Annotated in this window: 18 protein-coding genes; 10 read left to right on the top strand and 8 right to left on the bottom strand. The window is 65.8% G+C overall.

Going from position 1 to position 19,044, the window contains the following annotated elements:
- Positions 1–265: 265 nt before the first annotated feature.
- The 5 genes from ACF08M_RS34895 to ACF08M_RS34875 form a co-directional block, all read right to left on the bottom strand.
- A complete protein-coding gene (locus ACF08M_RS34895) occupies positions 266–1,246 on the bottom strand; it encodes an ABC transporter permease subunit (protein WP_392189291.1) in 981 nt (326 codons plus the stop codon).
- Positions 1,243–2,148 (bottom strand): ABC transporter ATP-binding protein, encoded by a 906-nt coding sequence (locus ACF08M_RS34890; protein ID WP_392189290.1) that lies wholly within the window; start codon positions 2,146–2,148, stop codon positions 1,243–1,245. The genes ACF08M_RS34895 and ACF08M_RS34890 overlap by 4 nt, the downstream gene beginning before the upstream one ends.
- Positions 2,148–2,555, bottom strand: a complete 408-nt coding sequence (locus tag ACF08M_RS34885) for a GntR family transcriptional regulator (RefSeq protein WP_392189289.1) — start codon at positions 2,553–2,555, stop codon at positions 2,148–2,150. The genes ACF08M_RS34890 and ACF08M_RS34885 overlap by 1 nt, the downstream gene beginning before the upstream one ends.
- 146 nt (positions 2,556–2,701) lie before the next feature.
- Positions 2,702–3,625: a mycothiol synthase gene (gene mshD / locus ACF08M_RS34880; protein WP_392189288.1), complete on the bottom strand. Its 924-nt coding sequence runs from the start codon at positions 3,623–3,625 to the stop codon at positions 2,702–2,704.
- A 60-nt stretch (positions 3,626–3,685) separates the two neighbouring features.
- Positions 3,686–4,780 carry a YhcG family protein gene (locus ACF08M_RS34875; protein ID WP_392189287.1) on the bottom strand — a complete coding sequence of 365 codons (1,095 nt, stop codon included), beginning with the start codon at positions 4,778–4,780 and terminating at the stop codon, positions 3,686–3,688.
- A gap of 197 nt (positions 4,781–4,977) precedes the next feature.
- Here ACF08M_RS34875 and ACF08M_RS34870 point away from each other — a divergent pair, with 197 nt between their 5' ends.
- Both ACF08M_RS34870 and ACF08M_RS34865 read left to right on the top strand, forming a co-directional pair.
- The gene (locus ACF08M_RS34870) at positions 4,978–6,834 is read left to right on the top strand and encodes a bifunctional metallophosphatase/5'-nucleotidase (protein WP_392189286.1); all 1,857 of its coding nucleotides are present in this window, start codon (positions 4,978–4,980) and stop codon (positions 6,832–6,834) included.
- Between the two features lie 185 nt (positions 6,835–7,019).
- A complete protein-coding gene (locus ACF08M_RS34865; protein ID WP_392189285.1) occupies positions 7,020–7,424 on the top strand; it encodes a toxin-antitoxin system YwqK family antitoxin in 405 nt (134 codons plus the stop codon).
- Here the strand turns inward: ACF08M_RS34865 and ACF08M_RS34860 are convergent.
- Entirely contained in the window at positions 7,421–7,921 is a 501-nt protein-coding gene (locus ACF08M_RS34860) for a hypothetical protein (RefSeq protein WP_392189284.1), read from the bottom strand. The genes ACF08M_RS34865 and ACF08M_RS34860 overlap by 4 nt on opposite strands.
- A gap of 340 nt (positions 7,922–8,261) precedes the next feature.
- Here ACF08M_RS34860 and ACF08M_RS34855 point away from each other — a divergent pair, with 340 nt between their 5' ends.
- From ACF08M_RS34855 to ACF08M_RS34840, 4 genes are all read left to right on the top strand, one after another.
- Entirely contained in the window at positions 8,262–8,648 is a 387-nt protein-coding gene (locus ACF08M_RS34855; protein WP_392189283.1) for a hypothetical protein, read from the top strand.
- Between the two features lie 1,727 nt (positions 8,649–10,375).
- Positions 10,376–11,284 carry a glycosyltransferase gene (locus ACF08M_RS34850; RefSeq protein WP_392189282.1) on the top strand — a complete coding sequence of 303 codons (909 nt, stop codon included), beginning with the start codon at positions 10,376–10,378 and terminating at the stop codon, positions 11,282–11,284.
- A complete protein-coding gene (locus ACF08M_RS34845; RefSeq protein WP_392189281.1) occupies positions 11,281–12,483 on the top strand; it encodes an NAD-dependent epimerase/dehydratase family protein in 1,203 nt (400 codons plus the stop codon). Before ACF08M_RS34850 ends, ACF08M_RS34845 begins: the two co-directional genes overlap by 4 nt.
- 4 nt (positions 12,484–12,487) lie before the next feature.
- Entirely contained in the window at positions 12,488–13,510 is a 1,023-nt protein-coding gene (locus ACF08M_RS34840) for a cupin-like domain-containing protein (RefSeq protein WP_392189280.1), read from the top strand.
- A 112-nt stretch (positions 13,511–13,622) separates the two neighbouring features.
- Here the strand turns inward: ACF08M_RS34840 and ACF08M_RS34835 are convergent, their stop codons facing one another.
- Positions 13,623–14,093: an ATP-binding protein gene (locus ACF08M_RS34835; RefSeq protein WP_392189279.1), complete on the bottom strand. Its 471-nt coding sequence runs from the start codon at positions 14,091–14,093 to the stop codon at positions 13,623–13,625.
- Positions 14,094–14,340: 247 nt separating this feature from the next.
- Here ACF08M_RS34835 and ACF08M_RS34830 point away from each other — a divergent pair, with 247 nt between their 5' ends.
- The 4 genes from ACF08M_RS34830 to ACF08M_RS34815 all read left to right on the top strand — a co-directional run bounded on the left by ACF08M_RS34830 (position 14,341) and on the right by ACF08M_RS34815 (position 18,070).
- Positions 14,341–15,192, top strand: coding sequence for a helix-turn-helix domain-containing protein (locus ACF08M_RS34830; protein WP_392189278.1), 852 nt, complete (start codon positions 14,341–14,343; stop codon positions 15,190–15,192).
- A 13-nt stretch (positions 15,193–15,205) separates the two neighbouring features.
- Positions 15,206–15,400: a DUF397 domain-containing protein gene (locus ACF08M_RS34825; protein ID WP_392189277.1), complete on the top strand. Its 195-nt coding sequence runs from the start codon at positions 15,206–15,208 to the stop codon at positions 15,398–15,400.
- 668 nt (positions 15,401–16,068) lie between these two features.
- Positions 16,069–16,872, top strand: a complete 804-nt coding sequence (locus ACF08M_RS34820) for a hypothetical protein (protein WP_392189276.1) — start codon at positions 16,069–16,071, stop codon at positions 16,870–16,872.
- Between the two features lie 112 nt (positions 16,873–16,984).
- Positions 16,985–18,070 (top strand): hypothetical protein, encoded by a 1,086-nt coding sequence (locus ACF08M_RS34815; protein ID WP_392189275.1) that lies wholly within the window; start codon positions 16,985–16,987, stop codon positions 18,068–18,070.
- A gap of 319 nt (positions 18,071–18,389) precedes the next feature.
- On the opposite strand, the gene ACF08M_RS34810 is transcribed toward ACF08M_RS34815, so the two are convergent.
- The gene (locus tag ACF08M_RS34810) at positions 18,390–18,827 is read right to left on the bottom strand and encodes a formylglycine-generating enzyme family protein (protein ID WP_392189274.1); all 438 of its coding nucleotides are present in this window, start codon (positions 18,825–18,827) and stop codon (positions 18,390–18,392) included.
- Positions 18,828–19,044: the final 217 nt, after the last annotated feature.

Raw genomic sequence — 19,044 nt, 5'->3', positions numbered from 1 at the left:
TCGTGGGGTTCGCACGGTCTCCACCGGGATGTCTCCCGTTGCGGGGGATCGGCACAGCTGGCTGCATCCTGAGAGGGTCGCAAGCCCTTCTGAATGGCTGGTAACGACGACATGACATGCAGGAAGCGGTGTGCGGGTGCGCGGATGCGCCGTACGAACCCTTCCGGGCCTGCGGATGCGCCGTACGAACCCTTCCGGGCCCGCGGATGCGTCGTACGAACCGTTCCGGGCCCCGCGGAGGGGGCCCGGAACGTGGAGCGGGGTGTCAGCCGTGACGGCGGCGCAGCACCCGGAAGGCGACGGCGACGGCGAGCGCGGCCAGGGCGAGCAGGATGCCGGTCTCCACGAGCTGGAGCGGCCAGAAGTGCGAGGCGGGGTGGTAGTCGAAGTAGCGGAGGCCGATGTTCTTTTCGGCCAGGCACTGCTTGAAGTCGGGGCTCCACTCCAGGCACGCGCTGTGGGGCAGCCGTCGGCCGGAATTGGTCAGCCAGCCCGTCCCGACGTTGATCGCCCCGTCGGGGAACCGGTAGCCGCTTCCCAGCTTGAACGTGTCCGTCAGGGTCGGCCACAGGTTGTTGCGCACGGAGTCGAAGGCCGCCACCAGGGCGCCGTACCCCATCACCGTCACGACCATCGCGGTGACGGTCCGCCGCAGCACCAGGCCGGCGAGGCCGCCGAGGGCCAGCATGCACAGGGCGTAGCCGATGGGGACGGTGCCCATCGAGCCGTACACGGTGCGCTCGTGCCACTCCGACGGGTAGTGGGTGCCGTCGGTCCGGGCCCGGGCCCGGGCCCAGGCGCAGGCCGCCGACAGTACGGAGACGGAGGCCAGGGTCACGACGGCGGGCACGGCGAGTTTGGCGGCGAGCCAGGGGGCGGGTGCCACGGACTGGGACAGCGCCAGCCGGTACGTGCCGCTCTCCATCTCGCGGCCGATGACCGGGCCCGCGACGAAGATGCCGATGAACGCGGGCAGGACCATCATCAGCAGGCCAGCCCAGTCGAGGAGCTTCGGCATCCACAATTCGCGGTCCAGGAACTCGCGCACCGTGTCGCCGCAGCCGCGGGTGGTGTGCTCGACCGAGCAGCCCGTCGCGGCGAAGGCGTCCGCGACGTGGTCGGTCCACAGCCAGGCGCCGGCCAGGACGACGACGGCCAGGACGGGGAGTGCGCCCAGGAGCTGGAGGGGCCGCCGGTGCTGGGCCAGGACGACGCGGGCCGGGCCGCGCAGGGCGATCGTGCTCATGGGGCCGCCACCGCCTCGACGACGCTGCGGACCTCCGCGCTCGGCGTCAGCAGAGCGGGCGCCCCGGGCGCCCGCAGATGTGCCAGCAGCAGATCCTCCAGCGACGGCTCCGCGGACTCCCAGACGGTGGCGTCCACCGGGCCCTCCCGGCGTACCAGCGTGGTCTGCACCCGCCCCGCCGTGCGGGACTCGACGACGGTGTGCGGTGCGGTGTCCCGTACGGGACCGGTGAGCCGGGTGTGGGCGGCGAGCAGGTCGTCCGTCTCGCCGCCGAGGCGGACCCGGCCGCCGTCGACGAGCAGGAGGTAGTCGCAGGCGCCCTCCAGCTCGGTGAGGATGTGCGAGGACATCACGATGGTCGTGGAGTGCTCGGCGGCCTCGGCCATCAGCGCGCCCATCAGCTCGTGGCGGGCGAGCGGGTCGAGATCGGCCATCGGCTCGTCCAGCAGGAGCAGTTCGGCCCGCTTGCCGAGGGCGAGGGCCAGCGCGAGCCGGGTGCGCTGGCCGCCGGAGAGGGTGCGGACCGCGGCGCCGCGCGGGAGCTCCCCGGCGATGCGTTCGGCGGTGTCCTGGTCCCAGGTGTCCGGGTTCAGCTCGGCACCCGCCCAGAGGGTCCCGGCGACCGTCAACTGCGGGTACAGCGCCTTGTCCTGGGCCACGAAGGCCACCCGGGCCCGCGCCTCCCCGGGCGTCGTGCCCAGGACCCGTACCGTCCCCTTCACCGGCCGCAGGAAGCCCGCCGCGAGGGCGAGCAGGGTGGACTTGCCCGCACCGTTGGGCCCGACGAGGGCGCACACGCGCCCGGCGGGCAGCCGGAACGAGCAGTCGCGAAGCGCCCAGCCCCCGCCCCTGTTCCGGTACTTCATGCCGAGGCCGAAGGCCTCGATCGCAGCGCCTGTCATCAGGCCTGATCCCCCTCGAAGGTCTTGTCCAGTACGGCGGTGAAGAGCGCGCTCACGTCGTCCTTCTCCAGCCCGGCCGCGAGGGCCCGGCGGGCCCAGTCGGCGAGTTCGGCGCGCAAGGGCGCGTCGTCGGCGGCCGCCGCGCTGCCGAGGGTCCGTGTGACGAAGGTGCCGAGCCCGCGCCGGCCCTCGACGAGGCCCTCGCGCTCCAGCTCGCGGTACGCCTTGAGCACGGTGTTCGGGTTGATGGCGGTGGCCTCGACCACCTCCCGTGCGGCGGGCAGCCGGTCACCGGGCTCCAGCAGACCGAGCCGGAGGGCCTGTTTGGTCTGCTGGACGATCTGGAGGTACGTGGCGACGCCGCTGCGCCGGTCGATGCGGTACTCGATCGCCGCGGGACCTGCCATGGTTCCCCCTTTCACTAATGAAGTAGTGAAATGGTGGCGTAGAAAGGGGGCGGCGTCAAGCGACACCGCCCCCGCACGCGGCGTCAAGCGACACCGCCCCCGCACGCGGCGTCGAGCGACACCGCCCCCGCACGCGTCGTGGCTGCTCAGGTCTCCGTGCGGTACATCAGGTCCACCTCGTGCGTCGCGAAGCCCATCCGCTCGTAGACGGCCAGGGCCGCCTTGTTGTCCGCGTCGACGTAGAGCATCGCGGTCGGCAGCCCCTCGGCGGCCAGGTGGTGCAGCCCGATCGCGGTGAGCGCCTTGCCGAGCCCGCCGCCCTGCGCGTCGGGGTGGATGCCGACGACGTACACCTCGCCGAGCTGCTCCTCGGCGTGCACCTTCGTCCAGTGGAAGCCGATCAGCTTCCCGTCGCGCTCGGCGAGGAAGAACCCCTTCGGGTCGAACCAGGGCTCCGCCTTGCGGTCGTCCAAGTCGCGCTGGGTCAGTGAGCCCTGTTCGGGGTGGTGGGCGAAGGCGGCCCGGTTCACGGCGAGCCAGGCGGCGTCGTCCTCGCCGGGCACGAAGGTGCGGACGGTGACGCCCGGCGGCAGTACCGGCTCCGCGATGTCCAGCGGACTCAACGGGCGGCGCAACTGGCGCAGTTCACGGAAGAGGGAGAGGCCGAGGACCTGCGCGAGATGCCGGGCGGCGGACTTCCCGCCGTGTGCCCACACCCGCAGCCGCTTCCCGGTCAGGGCGAGCAGCGCCGCCCCCAGTGCCCGGCCGTGCCCCTGCCCGCGGTACGCCGGGTGCACGACCAGCTCGGCGGCCGGTGCCTCGACGGGGTCGGTGTCCTCCAGCTGCGCGTACCCCACCAGGACGGACCCACTGCTGAGCAGCAGATGCCGCACCCCCTCGCGCCGTCCGCCGCGCAGCTGCAGCCGCCCCTGCTCGGACACGGCCTGCCTGCCGTCGGACCGGGCCGCCTCGGCGAGCAGATCGGACACGGCCTCGGCCTGTTCGGGGGAGAGCACGTCGAGCGTCTGGATCTCACGTCCGGGAGCGGGGAGAGGTACGTCAGTCGTCATGTGTACGAGCGTACGGCGGCGGCGGGGCAGTGGTGAGGTGGTGCGCGGGTGTTCCGGGACTCAGGCTGTGGTCTGTGGTGTGTTCAGTACGCCGTCGGTGATCCGGGAGAGATCTTCGGCGCTGGGCAACAGCTCGCGTACGCGGGCGGGCAGACCGGCGTAGGTGCTGACGGCCAGCGGCTGGTTGTGGCCGCGCAACGCGTACTCGACCATCGACCGGTCGCGGCTCTCAGCGATGAGAATACCGATGGTGGGCCCGTCGAACTCCTTGTCACGCACCAGATCGTCGACCACCGACACATAGAACCCGAGCTGTCCGAAATGCTCGGGGTGGGCTTTTCGGGTCTTCAGTTCCAGCACGACGTAGCAGTGCAGCTTGCAATGGTAGAAGAGCAGGTCGATGCGGTATTCGCTGTCGCCTACGACGACGGGGTACTGGCGTCCCACGAAGGCGAAGCCCACACCCAGTTCGGTGAGGAACCTGATGAGGTGGGTGACGAGAGCGTCCTCCAGCTCCCGCTCCGTGTGCCGGCCGCCCAGCTCGGTGAAGTCGAGCCGGTACGGATCCTTGACGATTTCCTTCGCGGCCTCGGACTGCTCGGGGATGACGGCGTCGAAGTTGTTGATCGCGGCGGCGTGGGAGAGGTGCAGGGTGTGGTGGATCGCTGAGGTCAGATCGTCCCGGGACCAGCCGTTGCGTACTGCGTGCTGGGCGTAGAAGTCCAGTTCAGGGCGGGTTTTGCAGGCAGTCATGAGGGTGACGATGTGGCCCCACGGCAATTGCGCAACAGCCTGTTGCGCAAATCGTTCGGGCCATGTTCGAGCCGTCTGCTGCATGTACTGAAGGCTCCGCGTGCTGAACCCTCGTTGGGTCGGGAACTCCGCCTTCAATTCGGCGGCAATGCGGGTGATGACCTTGGCGCCCCATTTCTCCTCTCGCTGCCGCGCCAGGATCGTCTGCCCGATCTCCCAGTACATCTGGAGCATCTCGGTGTTGACCTTCAACTGGGCCCGCACATGCGCGCCCCGCACGATCGACTTCAGGTCGTCGACCATCTCGTGGAAGTCCGGCGGCAGTTCGGACGCCCGCTGGTCGGGTACGACGGCCTTGGATGTCGGTTCGCTGTCCATGGCGTACAGGCTTGCGTCGGACATGCGTGCCGGGACGTTTCTGCCCGCATATGTAAGCCATACGAGTGACATGCAGCGCTTTGGGCCCATATCGACCGCATGGCAACCAGTTCGTAACCCCGGACATCTGTCGCGCTACGCGCGTTGACCCTAGGCTGCGGCACGAAGTCTCCAGACTCGTCACCACCCTCATACCTCCCGCTGAACTCACAAGGGGACCGATGTCAGCGACACCGCAGAAGAACCGCGCGCCCCGGCGGGTGCTCGCCGCCGCGGCCGGGCTCGCCACCGTCGGCGCGCTCGTCGCCGCGATGCCGGCAGGCGCCCAGGAGCGTGGCCAGGACGGCCACGGCCACGGCAACGGACACGGTCACCACAAGCCGGCCCGTACCGTCGACGTACAGCTGCTCTCCTTCAACGACCTGCACGGAAACCTGGAGCCGCCGGCCGGCTCGGCGGGCACGGTCAACGAGACGCAGGCCGACGGCACGACCAAGGCGATTCCGGCCGGTGGCGTCGAGTACCTCGCGTCCTCGCTGCGCACCGCGCGCAAGGGACACCCGTACTCGATCACCGCGGCCGGCGGCGACATGGTGGGCGCCAGCCCGCTGATGTCCGGTCTCTTCCACGACGAGCCGACCATCGAGGCCCTCAACAAGCTCGACCTCGACGTCACGAGCGTCGGCAACCACGAGTTCGACGAGGGCGCCACCGAGCTGGCCCGCCTCCAGAACGGCGGCTGCCACCCGGTCGAGGGGTGCTACGAGAAGGGCAAGAAGTTCAAGGGCGCGGACTTCCCCTACCTCGCCGCCAATGTGACGAACGAGAAGACCGGCAAGCCGATCCTCAAGCCGTACACGGTGTGGAAGAAGAACGGCGTCAAGATCGGCTTCATCGGAGTGACCCTGGAGGGCACGCCGAACATCGTCACGGCCAACGGCGTCAAGGGACTGAAGTTCCACGACGAGATCAAGACGATCAACAAGTACGCCAAGGAACTGGACCGGCAGGGCGTCAAGTCCATCGTCGCGCTGATCCACGAGGGCGGGGCCCCGGCCTCCACCTCGTACAACTACGACTGCGACAGCTCCGGCGCCGGTGACGGCATCTCCGGGCCGATCGTCGACATCGCCAAGGGCATCACGCCCAAGGTCGACGCGCTGGTCACGGGCCACACCCACCAGGCGTACGTCTGCACGGTCCCGGACCCGGCGGGCAACCCGCGCATGGTCACCTCGGCGTCGTCGTTCGGCAAGCTCTATACCGACACGACCCTCACCTACGACCGCCGCACCAAGGACATCGTCCGTACGTCGGTGAAGTCGGCCGGCGCCTCGAACCCGAAGTCGGCGAACCACGTCGTCAGCCGGGACCAGCCCAAGGCCAACGACATGACGGCTCTGATCGCCCGCTGGAACGCCCTCGCCGCGCCCATCGCGAACAAGCCGCAGGGCTACATCACCGCCGACATCAACGGCCGCGGCTCCACGGCCCCCGAGAAGCCGCTCGGCAACCTGATCGCGGACGCCCAGCTGGAGGGCCTGGCCCCGGCGGACAAGGGCGGGGCGGTCGTCGCCTTCATGAACCCGGGCGGCATCCGGTCGGACCTGGTCTACAAGGCGACCGGCAGCGAGGGTGACGGAGTGGTGACGTACGGGGAGTCGTTCACCGTCCAGCCCTTCACCAACATGATGAACGTCGTCGACCTGACCGGAGCCCAGCTGATCGAGGCGCTCCAGCAGCAGGTCAGCGGCTCCAACGAGGCCAGCCCGAAGATCCTTCAGGTTTCCAGGGGCCTCACCTACACCCTGGACATGACGAAGACGGGCGCGGCCCGTGTGGTCACCGACACCATCAAGCTCGACGGTGCGGCAATCGACCCGGCGAAGACCTACCGCGTCGCGATGAACGAGTTCCTGGCAGGCGGCGGCGACGGCTTCGCGGCCCTCGGCCAGGGCACCAACAAGCTGGTCGGCCCCTCCGACCTGGATGTCTTCAACGCCTACCTGGCGGCCCACTCGACGGCCGCCGCGCCGCTGGCCCCGCCGGCGACGGACCGGATCACGGTCGTCCAGTAGCTCCCGTACGCGGGTGAGTGGGGCGGTGGGCCGGCGGGCCCACCGCCCTCCTGCGTGTGACGGGGCGGCCCGAGCCGGTCGCGTTCCCCGGCACCTCAGCCCTCAGAGCCTGTCGGGTGGCCTCTGATCGGGCGGCCACGCCGAAGCGCTGCCCCGCGCGCCCGCCGAGTTGTACGGTGACCCGCATGACGCGGCGAGAGCGCGACCAGGAAGCGCGGGAGGCGCAGAGCCCGCAGACACCGGACGGTGCCCCGGCCCACCTGCGGATCGACTGGAAGCTGGACCGCGACGACATCGACGACGGCGGCGTCCACGGGCCGCCGCTCACCTACAAGGGCGTTCCGTTCACCGGCGAGGTGGTGGAAGCCATCGGTGATCAGCTGCTGTATCAGGACTTCTACGTCGACGGCTACGCGCACGGACCGGCCCGCTCGTTCTGGGCCGACGGACCGTTGATGTCCGAGGGCCTCATGGTGTGGGGCCGGTGCCACGGCGTGTTCCGCTCCTGGAACCACGACGGCACCCTGGCCGGGGAGCAGGTCTTCGACGATGAGGGCGACTTGACCGAGGTCCGCGGGAACCCGCGCTAGAGCTCGCCGGCCGAGTGGTCGATCCGGTCCGGGAAGGGGGCTTTGGGGTTCGGGTCGACGATGAAGGTCGCAGTCGTCCCGGACATGCTGAGGTATCCGTTGATGCTCTGCCAGATGCTGAACCCGCATCCGTCGGGGCTGTGCGCGACCCCGTGAAGCGGCGGCGAATCCCTGGAGGTCCGCGTCGTCCAACCCCGGTCGCTCCAGACGCGCATCACCATGTCGAGATACACGCCGGAGGTATCGGGCGTGGTCCCGACCACCCAGTACCTGATGTCGAAGACGGCGGACCGGCCGATGTCACCGCCCTCGTCGCCATCAGCATCGTCATCGTCGAAAGGACTGCCGAACAAGGTGACGCCGTCGTGCATCCTCGCCTTGGGGAGGTCCGGATGCCATAGCGCGAGGGACAGTTCGGCGGGGAGCGCCCGGAGCGTTTCGGTGAGATGCCGCAGCAACTGGGCACGGGCCGTGGCCTGCGTGACGATCGGCAACATACTTTCTCTGACCTCCTGAAGGGGGAACCATGGGTCCCATACCCGGCGCGCAGGAAGAACTGGACCGCCTGGGCCGAGCCCTACGGTCTCAACTGACGACGATGATCGACGACTTGACCCCGGCAGCGATCTGAGCCTGCTGTTCCTCAACGAGCCTCGGGTCGTCGACTGGCATGAACCACCCCGCTACCAGTACGCGGCGGAGTTCTTCACCGGAAAGCGCCCCGCGCATGTCGGCGCCGCCGACATCGCGTCCCGCGCGGCCGCCCTGCTCACATCGGCGGGCTGGCGGCAGAGCACGACGACATCGCAGGAGAACCCCGGCCGGACACCCCGCATCGTGGTGACCGGCCGCCACGACAACGGCTGCACCATCGAGATCCACGTACCCGACGACCACGACCCCGTGCCCCCGTCCAAGGTGCGGTTCAGCGGGCGGACGCCGACGATGGCCCTGCGCGAGCCGGAGGAGTTCCGGTGGCCGGAGCCGATCCGCACCGCCGAAACCGTCACGTCCGGACACGTGCTGTGCTACGAGTGCGACGGCCTGGGGCAATGCCCCGAGTGCGGGGGCCGCGGCTGGGTGCCGGAGGAGACGTATGGCCGGGAGGACTGCCGTGCATGCCGCCGGACCCGCGTCTGCCTGATCTGCCGGGGCGCGGCCCAGCTCCCCATCTCCGGGCTGTCCTCGTACCAACGCGGCCACTACCCCGAGCTGGACCGGTAGAAGGCCCGCCCTCGGCCCCTCATCTGCCCCCCGGCACAGCCCGCCCGGCAGCGCTTCGGCCGGCCCCGGACGCCCGCATTCGGTGCACTCCACGAGGTTCCGGTGAGCGCAGGGCGACGGAGCGGGTCGTGCCGCTGGTGGCGTGCAGTGTCAGGCGGTCTCACCTACGTCGGCGGCCCATGCCCATCGGGCACTCGCCGTGCTGCTCCGAGATCCGAAGTTGCGACCTGGCATCGACCGCCAGAAGATTGTCAATGAGTCAGGGACCAAGTGGTTGCGGCCGAGAATCCAAAGGATCTGACGAGAAGCAACGAACGTGAAAATACACGTGTGCTTCGAGGTCAACTGGCTCTTTTCCCCGGAGCGGGTCTGCCCGCTTGACGTGAGGAGCTCCGATGCCAGGGCTCGACTACCGTTCGAAAGTGTTTGCCCCCGTCGCGCCCACGCGCATCGGTGGCATCATCGGACGCGGAGATTTCCCCAATGCGGTGCTGACTGGAGCGACTGCAAATTTCAAGGTCTACATCGACCCGTCGGTCGGTGCCGCTGGAAACACTATCGCCACCACTGTTCTGTCGGTCTGCGAACGAGATCTGACCACAATCAAGGGTGAGTTCGGTGGGATTCAGCCTCCGGGCACTCCCTACAACGTGATCATCGCGGCCGGCGTCGGGGGTGCCTACCACTACGGATGCGCCGCAACCGACATCTACTGCGGAGTCGTCACCACGCCAGCAGTGGTCGGGCAGTTCACGGCCTTTGTCCTCGCCGCCGAGGTGGTTGAAGTATTCGAGGCCGCACAGGCCCAGGGCTGGAACTGTGGAGCCAGTAATGGGGAGGGCCTGTCCCGGGTGCTTGCCACCGCTATTTATCCGAGTCAGATCGAAACTCCAGGGTTCGCGACCGCGGCGCAGTGGCTCGACAGTACCCGGCCTGACTGGGTGAACAATACGTTCACCGGGAGTGCGACAACGCCTGGTGACACCGATCCGGTCGCGAACGGATGCTCTGTCCTCTTCCTGAATTACCTTCGGTATCAACTTGGCCATACGTGGAGCACGATCGTTGCGGCAGCCGGAACAACACTGGCGCAGACGTACCACTCTCTCACTGGTGACGCCGCAGATCCGTTCCCCGCTTTTGCAGGACTGTTGGCGTTTCGTTTTCCGCCGGGCGTGCCTGCAGGATTGCGGAATGATTCTCCATTCCCGATTACACGGCCACCGACACCGACACCGACGCCGACGCCCACGCCGACTCCGCCGCATCCCACTCCGACGCCGACTCCGACGCCGCATCCCACTCCGACGCCGACACCGCATCCCACTCCGACGCCGACACCGCATCCCACGCCGACACCCGCGCCGACCCCTGCGCCGACACCCGCGCCGACCCCTGCGCCGACGCCCGCGCCCACGCCTGCCCCGACGCCCGCGCCGACGCCTGCCCCGACGCCCGCGCCCACGCCTGCCCCGACCCCTGCGCCGACGCCCGCGCCGACCCCTGCGCCGACGCCCGCGCCGACCCCTGCGCCCACGCCCGCGCCGACGCCTGCCCCGACACCCGCGCCCACGCCCGCTCCGACCCCTGAGCCGACCCCCGCCCCGACCCCGGACCCCGGCAATGGCGGCGGTAACGGTGGCGGTAACGGCTGAGGCTGAGAAAACGGCGGGGGCCAGGGTCAACTGTGGTGCATTTGGCACTTCGAGTAGAAGGTCAATGATTCGATGACGACAACGCTATCGGGTGAGGCCTCCATTGTGATTCCCACGCACAATGAGGGTGAGAATCTGCGGAGAACAGTCGATGCCCTTCTCGGTACCGCCATGCCCGGTAGCGAAGTGATTGTCATTGATGACGGATCGACTGATGGAAGCACGGATTTCCTGTACAGCGGATACCGCGACGTACGGGTGGTGAAACCGGCGGAGCGACTGGGAGCGCTGCGTGCTCGCAATTACGGGGCGGCACTGGCAACGCGTCCGTTCATCGTGTTCGCCGATGCTCATGTTGCCCCGTCGCCCGGGTGGCCCAAGCACTTTGCCGACGCACTTTCTGAGCTTGCCGTCGCGGCGGTGGGGCCCGGTATCGACATGATGGGACGTCCAGGTGCGACCGGATACGGGCATGTATGGTCCGATGCACACCTGAGCTGGCATTGGCTCTCCAAGAAGGGCCAGGACCCGTACGAGGTTCCAATGCTGCCCGGGTGCTTCTACGCGCTACGACGTGACGTGTTCGATGTGACTGGCGGCTTCGATGCCGGATTGCTGATCTGGGGTACCGGAGACGCCGAATTGTCCTTTCGGCTCTGGTTGTTGGGCTACCGCTGCCTCATGGTACCGAGTGTCAACGTGGCGCATCAGTTCAAGAAAGCGCGTAACTTCTCGCTGAACTGGGAGCTGATGCTCCATAACGTGCTGCGAACTGCGACAGTCCACCTAGGGCAAAAGCGACTGACTCAGGTCGTGGCTGCGATGAACGGGCACAGGGCGTTTCCATCGGCTTTTGCGCGGCTGATGTTCAGCGATGCCTGGTGCAGGCGGGATGAATTGCGTCGAACACGTATCAGAGACGACGACTGGTACTTCGATTACTTCGACATCCACTGGCCGACGGAGGGTGATCGCGGATGAGAGTACTCATTGCCGGCGCCGATGGATATCTCGGCTGGCCGATGTGCATGCGACTTTCGGCACGCGGCCACGACGTGCTCGCCGTGGACAGTCTGATCAAGCGTGCATGGGAGAGTGAGCTCTCCGCCAGGCCCGTGGCACCCATTGCTGGTCTGAGCGACCGCGCCCGCATCTGGCGCCAGATGTCCGGACGAACAATATCGGTCGAAATCGGTGACCTATGCGTGCCCGGCTTCCTCGACGATCTGATGTCGGCCTTCCAGCCCGACGCGCTCATCGACTTCGCGGAACAACCCTCCGCACCCATGTCGATGATGAACGAGGAACGCGGAGTCCAGACACAGGTGAACAACGTTGTGGGGACACTGCGGATACTCTTCGCGCTGCGTCGGCACGCGCCGCACTGTCATCTGGTGAAGCTGGGGACGATGGGCGAGTACGGCACCCCGGACATCGACATCGAGGAGGGCTTTCTCGAAGTCGAGCACAACGGTCGGCGCGACGTGTTGCCGTTCCCCAAACAACCCGGATCGATTTACCACCTGTCGAAGGTTCACGACAGCCATAACATCGCCTTCGCCTGCAAGACCTGGGGGTTGCGGGCATCCGACCTCAACCAGGGCATCGTCTACGGCATGTGGACCGAGCAGACGCGGCTCTGCCCCGAGCTGCGAACGAGCTTCCACTACGATCCAGTCTTCGGCACCGTTATGAACCGCTTCTGCGTCCAGGCTCTCGCCGACCAGCCCCTGACCGTGCATGGGCAAGGCGGCCAAACGCGTGGATTCCTCAATATTCTGGACACGCTGCAATCGATTGAAACCGTCATCGGTCATCCGCCGCAAGCCGGGGAGTACCGGGTTTTCAATCAGTTCGCGGAGCAGTTCAGCGTGCGCGAGCTGGCAGCGCGGGTGGCAGAGGCCGCCATGCGGCTCGGACACACTGTTACGGTCTTGAACGTCAGAAACCCCAGGCTTGAGGCCGAAGAGCATTACTACAACGCAAAGCACTCAGCACTTTTCCGGCTCGGAGTTCAACCGCACCTGCTGAGCGACGCGGTCCTCGTCGACCTGCTCCGTAACATCGAACCGTTCGTCGCTGACATTCGGCTCGATGCCTTGCGCCCGGACTCCGCATGGATGCCGGCCGATCGCACTCCGCCGGTGTTTCAGTCTGTCTCGGTAGCAGAGGAGACATAGAGCGATGCTGGATACGACTGCCTTCGAATTCACTGACGGCTGGCGCCGATGGATCGCGGAGAACCACCTGCTGGGAACAGCTGAGCAGGCCATCCTCGACACGCTGACCGGTCAGGGAATGCCCGAAGGCCAGGCTCAGGCCGAGTTGGAGAAGGTCCGGCTCGACACTCATCTGGTCGCAGGCAAGTGGATCGTCCAACGATTGCGCAAACTGGAGTCGCTGCTGGCCGCTCAGGAGCAGATGCGGAGCCTGGATCCGGCCCATGCCGAGGTGCCGCGCCGCTCGGGTGTCACCCGAGAGCAATTTCTGCTCGAACACTACGCAGCCAACCGCCCTGTAGTACTCACAGATGTGGCAGATCACTGGGCGGCACGCCGCAGATGGACGGCCGAGTTCCTGACCGAACGCGTGGGGAACGAAATCGTCGAGGTCATGACCGCGCGGCATGCCGATGCCCAGTACGAGCAGAACCTTGATATGCATCGCACGCGGATGCCTTTTGCCGAGTACATCGATCTCGTCATGACCAGTCAGTCGAGTAACGACTTCTATCTGGTCGCAAATAATCACTTCTTCGACAATCCCGGAGTCTCTCGGCTACTTGAGGACTTCGATTTCGACACGCGAATCCTCGATCCCGATGCCTGGCGATCCCAGTTGTTCTTCTGGTTCGGGCCGGCGGGGACCGTGACGCCGTTGCATCACGATGTGTCCAACGTTCTCCTTGCCCAGGTCGCCGGGGTCAAACGCGTCACCCTGGTGCCCGCCCTTGAATCACATCGCGTCTACAACGAAGTTGGCGTCTTCAGCCCCGTCGACCCGGAGAGCCCGGATGGGGTGCGACATCCACTCTTCACTGACGCCACACGCATCACCGTCGATCTCTGCGAAGGGGAGGCGCTGTTCATCCCGGTCGGATGGTGGCACCACGTGCGCAGTCTCGATGTCTCCGTGAGCATCTCGTTCACCAACTTCGTCTTCCCCAACGATTTCCAGTGGGCCTTCCCGGATATCGACCGACGTTGAGGGGGCGGAGGGCAGGCAGTGGACCGGACACGTTGCGGACGAGGTCTCCGGGTGGGGCGGTGGGCCGGCGGGCGGCCCACCGCCCTCCTGCGTATGGGGGCTCCTCGGCGGGTCAGGGGGTCGTCCCGGCTTGGGCGAGCGTGAACCAGACCGCTTTCCGGTACGGGAGGCAGCCGCCCAGAACGGTCATTCCCCAGGCGAGTGCCAGCTGTTCCACGATCAACAGCCCGCGCCCGCCCTCCTGTTCGCGTACCTCTTTGCGTACCTCGCGGAAGGCCGGTGGTTCGGGCAGGGCCCAGTGGTCGTCGTCCGCGACGGAGACCGTGACCTGTTTGCGCTGCACGGTCGCGCCGACCCGGATCAGGGGCGTACGCGTGTGCCGGTGGGCATTGGTGACCAACTCCGTGACGCACAGGCGCGCGTCGTCGACCAGACCGCGGTGTCTGCTGACGGTCAGCAGCGACGCGATGAAGTCGCGTGAGAGCTTTGCGGCGTTGGTGGTGTTCGGCAGGGCGAGCCGGTAGATCTCGCCGCCCTGGGGGTCTGGTGGCGCGGAGTATGCGGTGGCGTGGACGCGGGTCATGTCGTTCTCCCAACGCGGTGCGGTGCGAACGGTGCGCGCTGCTCGTTGTCCGTGGCGATGGCCGTACGTACGCGTGGTTCAAGGCGCGCTGATACGGCTGCACTTCGGATCCGCCGAGGTGTAGCGCGTTGCTGTGAGCACGGTAGCGCAACACCTCAACCGTTAGACGTGATTGCGTAAATCCCTCGACGAAGTGGACCAACATCAAAGGGGGGTCCACACTGGGATCCGACAGGAGGGGAAGCGGATGCCATCGAGAAAGGCGCCCACGGCGCGTCAGCGCCGACTGGGTTGCGAGCTGCGCAGAATCCGGGAGCACACCGGGCTGTCACTCACCGCGGCGGCGGCCATGCTCGGCACGGACCGCACCACCATCAGCAACATCGAGTCAGGGCGATTCGGTGTGAGTGCCGAGCGGGTGCGCGCTTGGGCCGGTCACTACGGATGCCCTGACGCTGCGTACGTCGAGGCGCTTGCGGGCATGGCCACCGAGCGCATAAGCGGCTGGTGGGAGGACTATCGGGGCGACCTCACCAGTGACGCCCTCGACTTGGCCGAGCTTGAGCACCACGCGGTTGGTATTCGCTCGGTGCAGATCATGTATATGCCCGGCCTGCTCCAGACCGAGGACTACGCGCGTGCTGTGTTCGCCGAGAGTGTGCCGCCACCGAGCCCCGCGCGGCAGCGCCGTCAGCTTTCGCATCGGCTGAAGCGACGTGATGTGCTGGACCGTGCAGAGCTGTCCACGTGCACGTTCCTCATTCACGAAGCCGCGCTCCGGATGGTGTACGGCGACTCGGCCGTTGCGCGTGGCCAGCTCGACAACTTGCTGCAACAGTCGGAACGCGACAACGTCACCATCCGTGCGATCCCGTTCGCGGCGGGCGGTTTCCCGTACGCCAGCAGTTCGGCACACTACGTGTGCGGCGTCGTTCCGCAACTCGACACCGTACAGACGGATACCGCGTCCGGATCGGGCTTCCTGGACTCCGAAACGAGTCTTGAGAATTGGCGGGCCGCGCTGGACCGGACCGAGGAGAAGTCGCTCGACGCGGATAGTTCGCGAGACTTCATCCGCGACATAGCAAAACAAGTGTGAAGGCGTGAGAAAGATGGAAATTCAGTGGCGCAAGTCTTCGAAATCCTCCAATGCCGAAGGGTCCGATTGCCTGGAACTCGCTGAGCACGGAGGGGAGATCCTGATGCGCGAGAGTGACAACCCCGAGGTGATCATCCGCACGAGCCGTGCCAAACTTCGCGCCTTCCTCGGCGGCGCCAAGGAAGGCGAGTTCGACGATCTGGCCTGAGCTGTCACGCTCTTGCTTCGGGCGGCTCCCACCGGCGCAGGTGGGGCCGCCCGCTGCTGTCGCATCTCACGCGCAGCCCAGATTCGCCTCACTCATTAGCCTCGCACTTTCGCGACTGCGAGTGTCCGACGCTTGATCAAATAAGCGAGGAGCGCATCTGACCTGGGACGATGGGACTTGTCTAGGGTCCATGTCGTCGTCAGGAAAGCTGCACTCCTCAGGTGAAGAAGACTATCGGGTCGTACCCCCGTGTCCGTGTCGAGGGTGGTGGCCGGGGAGTGGTTTCCCAGGCTGGCTCCGTGCTGCTGGCGGAAACGGTCCGCAAGACCGGGCTGGACAGCGCCATATCAGCGGGGCGGCCGGCGGCGGGGTCGTCCCGCACAGCACCTAAAGTCGTGTCGCCGCACCCGGTACCCGCTCGATGCGAACTACGGGCGAGGAAGTCGCTGAGGCCTGCTGAGCTGGTCAGATGGACTGTGAGAGGCGCAGGTGGGTGGGGTTGCGGTGGGACACCCCCCTACCAAATTCACCCAAATGGCCTAGCAGCGGATGATGCGCCGAGCGGGTGATGCATACCGTGGTGCTGACACCGACCAGGATGCCTGAGAGATCTCCTGGAACGATTCCTCACCTCTGGTCCACACCCATTGGAAGGGGCGCTGAGTCGGATGGCAAATCACGAAGAAGGCAAGGCATTCGCTGGAAGCCTTTTTGCGAATTTCCTGGAATCAAGGAAAGCAGGAGAAGCAGTCCATCTTCCAGGTCCGGTATCTGGCTGGGTCAAACCTGAAGACATATACAGCTTCAAGTTCTTGGCAGATCTCCCAGGAGTAGGGTGCGAGGACTGGAAGTCGATACCGGCCAGGCAGGTCGAGGTCGAACGCCATGGACTACGCCCGCGCTGTGACACCCTTTACGAGTACGTAACCCTATACTACAAGCCAAAGGCCCAGCAGTCAGAGATCTACCAGATAGATAAACCTCACCTGGAAATACGCCCGGACAGCCACCCCATGCAGGTGCTGAAATCTCTAACGATAGATATACTCACGGGTAGCGACGATGTCCGCGTCAATAGCCTAGTGGACGCCTACATCCAACTAGCCAGTGGACCCCAAGTCGAAGAGCTAAGCTTCAATCTGAACCACAGGGATTGGTGGAAACCCTGGACCGACCACACCATAAGCTGGACCATACAAAGCAAGCTATTCACCTCTCCGCTTGTCGGTTACATTCGCAGGTTTGGGATTCGCTTCACCTCTGGTAATCGCGGATTCCCATGGCCAGATACCGGCGACAACTGGAACATGAACCGCATCACAGTAACGTATCCGGTAGATAACGCCTCAGACGATACCCTGCTGTCGATCGACAACGACTTTGGCAGCCCGATCCATCGCTTCATCAGCGATCACGACGAATGGCATGTGGACTTCCCCGCGGCTCCCCCGCCGCCCTCGCCAGGGCCGTGAGGCCGCAGGAGGTCGCGCAGGGGTGGAGTCGAGACATCGAGCACGCAAGCCCCATATGGCCTGGTGGGTATTCGGACCGAAGCCGGGAGAAGTAATGAAAAGCATACGAATCGTGGGAACGCCCACCGTAGCGGCGAATGGCGTATTCCGGGATAAGCAAGTCAGCTCAGACGGACATCTTGAGGTCTTCGTGGTCGGCGAAGACGGGAGTATGTGGCACAGCTGGGAAGACGTGTTCAAGAACACCAACACCTGGGGGAGCTGGACGGGTTTCGATGCCACAGATGCTACGAGTGCGACCGTCGCTGCCCAGCAAGATGGGCGCCTGACGGTTCTCGCGATCATCGGTGGGACCGTTCAGCACCGTTGGCAGAACCCAGGTGTCTTCGGGTGGAGTGGCTGGACAGGATTTGGGAGTCAGCCGGATGAACTCGGTCAGGGACGCATCGCTATCGAGCCCAACCAGGATGGCCGCCTAGAGGCGTTCTTGGTCGCACAAGGAAACCTGTGGCACAGTTGGCAAAAAGATCCGAACGGTGATTGGAACCCGGACTGGGTGGCCATTGACAATCCGTTTCTTGTTGAGCTCGGTGGAACGCCAGCAGTGGCGGCCAATCAGGACGGCACCCTGGAGGCGTTCGTAACAGCGAGCAACGGATCGCTCTGGCATACGTATCAGGGGCGTCCGAACAATGGCTGGAGCAGCCTAGAAAAGCTGGTAGGAGACCCTCCTGCTGACCCGTTCCCGTTTCTTGGCTCTTCCCCGACTGCCGCAGCCAATCTTGACGGTCGCCTAGAGGTCTTGGTGATCGGCGGAGACGGAAAGCTTTGGCGTAATTATCAGGGGCTTCCGAACAGCGGGTGGAGCAACTGGTCATCATTTGACAGCCCCCCTCACCTTCAAGACAGCCAGGATCCAATCGCCACGTGCAATGAGGACGGGCACCTGGAAGTATTCGCAACCGGCAGCCAGATCCTGCAGCACCTCTGGCAAACGAGTCCGAGCAATGGATGGGTCGACAAGTGGTATCCCTTTGCAGGGGAATTCTCGCAGAGCACGGCGGCGGTAGCCCGGAACCTGGACGATGAATTGGTGGTGTTCGTTATCGGGCAAGGCGCAAATCTGCTGCGCATAGCTCAGACCGAGCAGAACAACGGCTGGGGCGGCTGGAACGACATGGGTCGACCTAGTAAGTGATTGGACTTGGGCCGCCCGGGACATCAGGCTGTGTGTCGTCGCGATCGTCACCGCTTTCGGGGCTCCATCTGTTCCGGCGTCGCCACACAGCGGAACCCAGTGTCGTCGTCATGCATCATCTCGTTGGCGTCGTTGGAAATGGCGGGAGCCCCCCCCGGAAGAGAGGGCTCGTAAAGGCGCTGCCTCGTAGTTCGTAGCGCCCGCGTGTGGTCGCCGTTGCGAGCCATTCCCACACGTGCCCACCATTTCGTAAACCCCATAGGGCGATACACCGCTGTGGTACCGAGAAACGGACGTTGTGCGCTCCACGCCGGTCTCTCTAACGTTGCACTTTGCAGCGGTCTTCTGATCCCCCCCACGGGAAGGTGCGGCCGGCGGTACCTCGCGCTGCCTTCTCCCATTGTCCGGCTGTCGGAAGGGACTTCCCCGCCCACATTGCGTACGCGTGCGCGTCTCGCCACGTCACGTGGACAACGGGGTGATCGTACAGATTGCGGGGACATCGGCCATTCTCCCAGTGCTCGGGCGCAGGGTGCCGTGTGGCCGCGCAGAACCGCGCATAGTCGGCGTTAGTCGTCGGGAAGGTGTCGATATAGAACTCGTCCACCCATACGGGGTCGTCGTCCTCCCCGGACAGGAAGATTCCTTCCGAGACGTGCGCCATGAGCTTGCCGTCTCCAGAGTGCTTCACGTAGTCGCCGCTGCTCGTCTGGTTTTCGTCGGGATCGATGATTGCGTGGGTGGGGACGTCGTCCACCGCTACTGAACTTGAATGTGTGATGTCGGCCTGATCGTGTCAGCTGGTCAAGGTCAGGCCGGTGCCTATGAGGCAGCCGTCGATGAGGTGCGGTCGGTACTGGGTCTTCTTGAGGCTGCGCTTCACGGCGGCGGCGAGCTGGTCGAGGTTCGCGGCGGCGAGGTTACCGATCGCCCGTTTCACCAGGGACCAGATGCCTTCCTGCGGGTTGAGGTCG

The organism is Streptomyces sp. NPDC015032, from assembly GCF_043080425.1.
In the GTDB taxonomy this organism is placed as follows: domain Bacteria; phylum Actinomycetota; class Actinomycetes; order Streptomycetales; family Streptomycetaceae; genus Streptomyces.
This window is presented reverse-complemented; position numbering and strand designations above follow the sequence as displayed.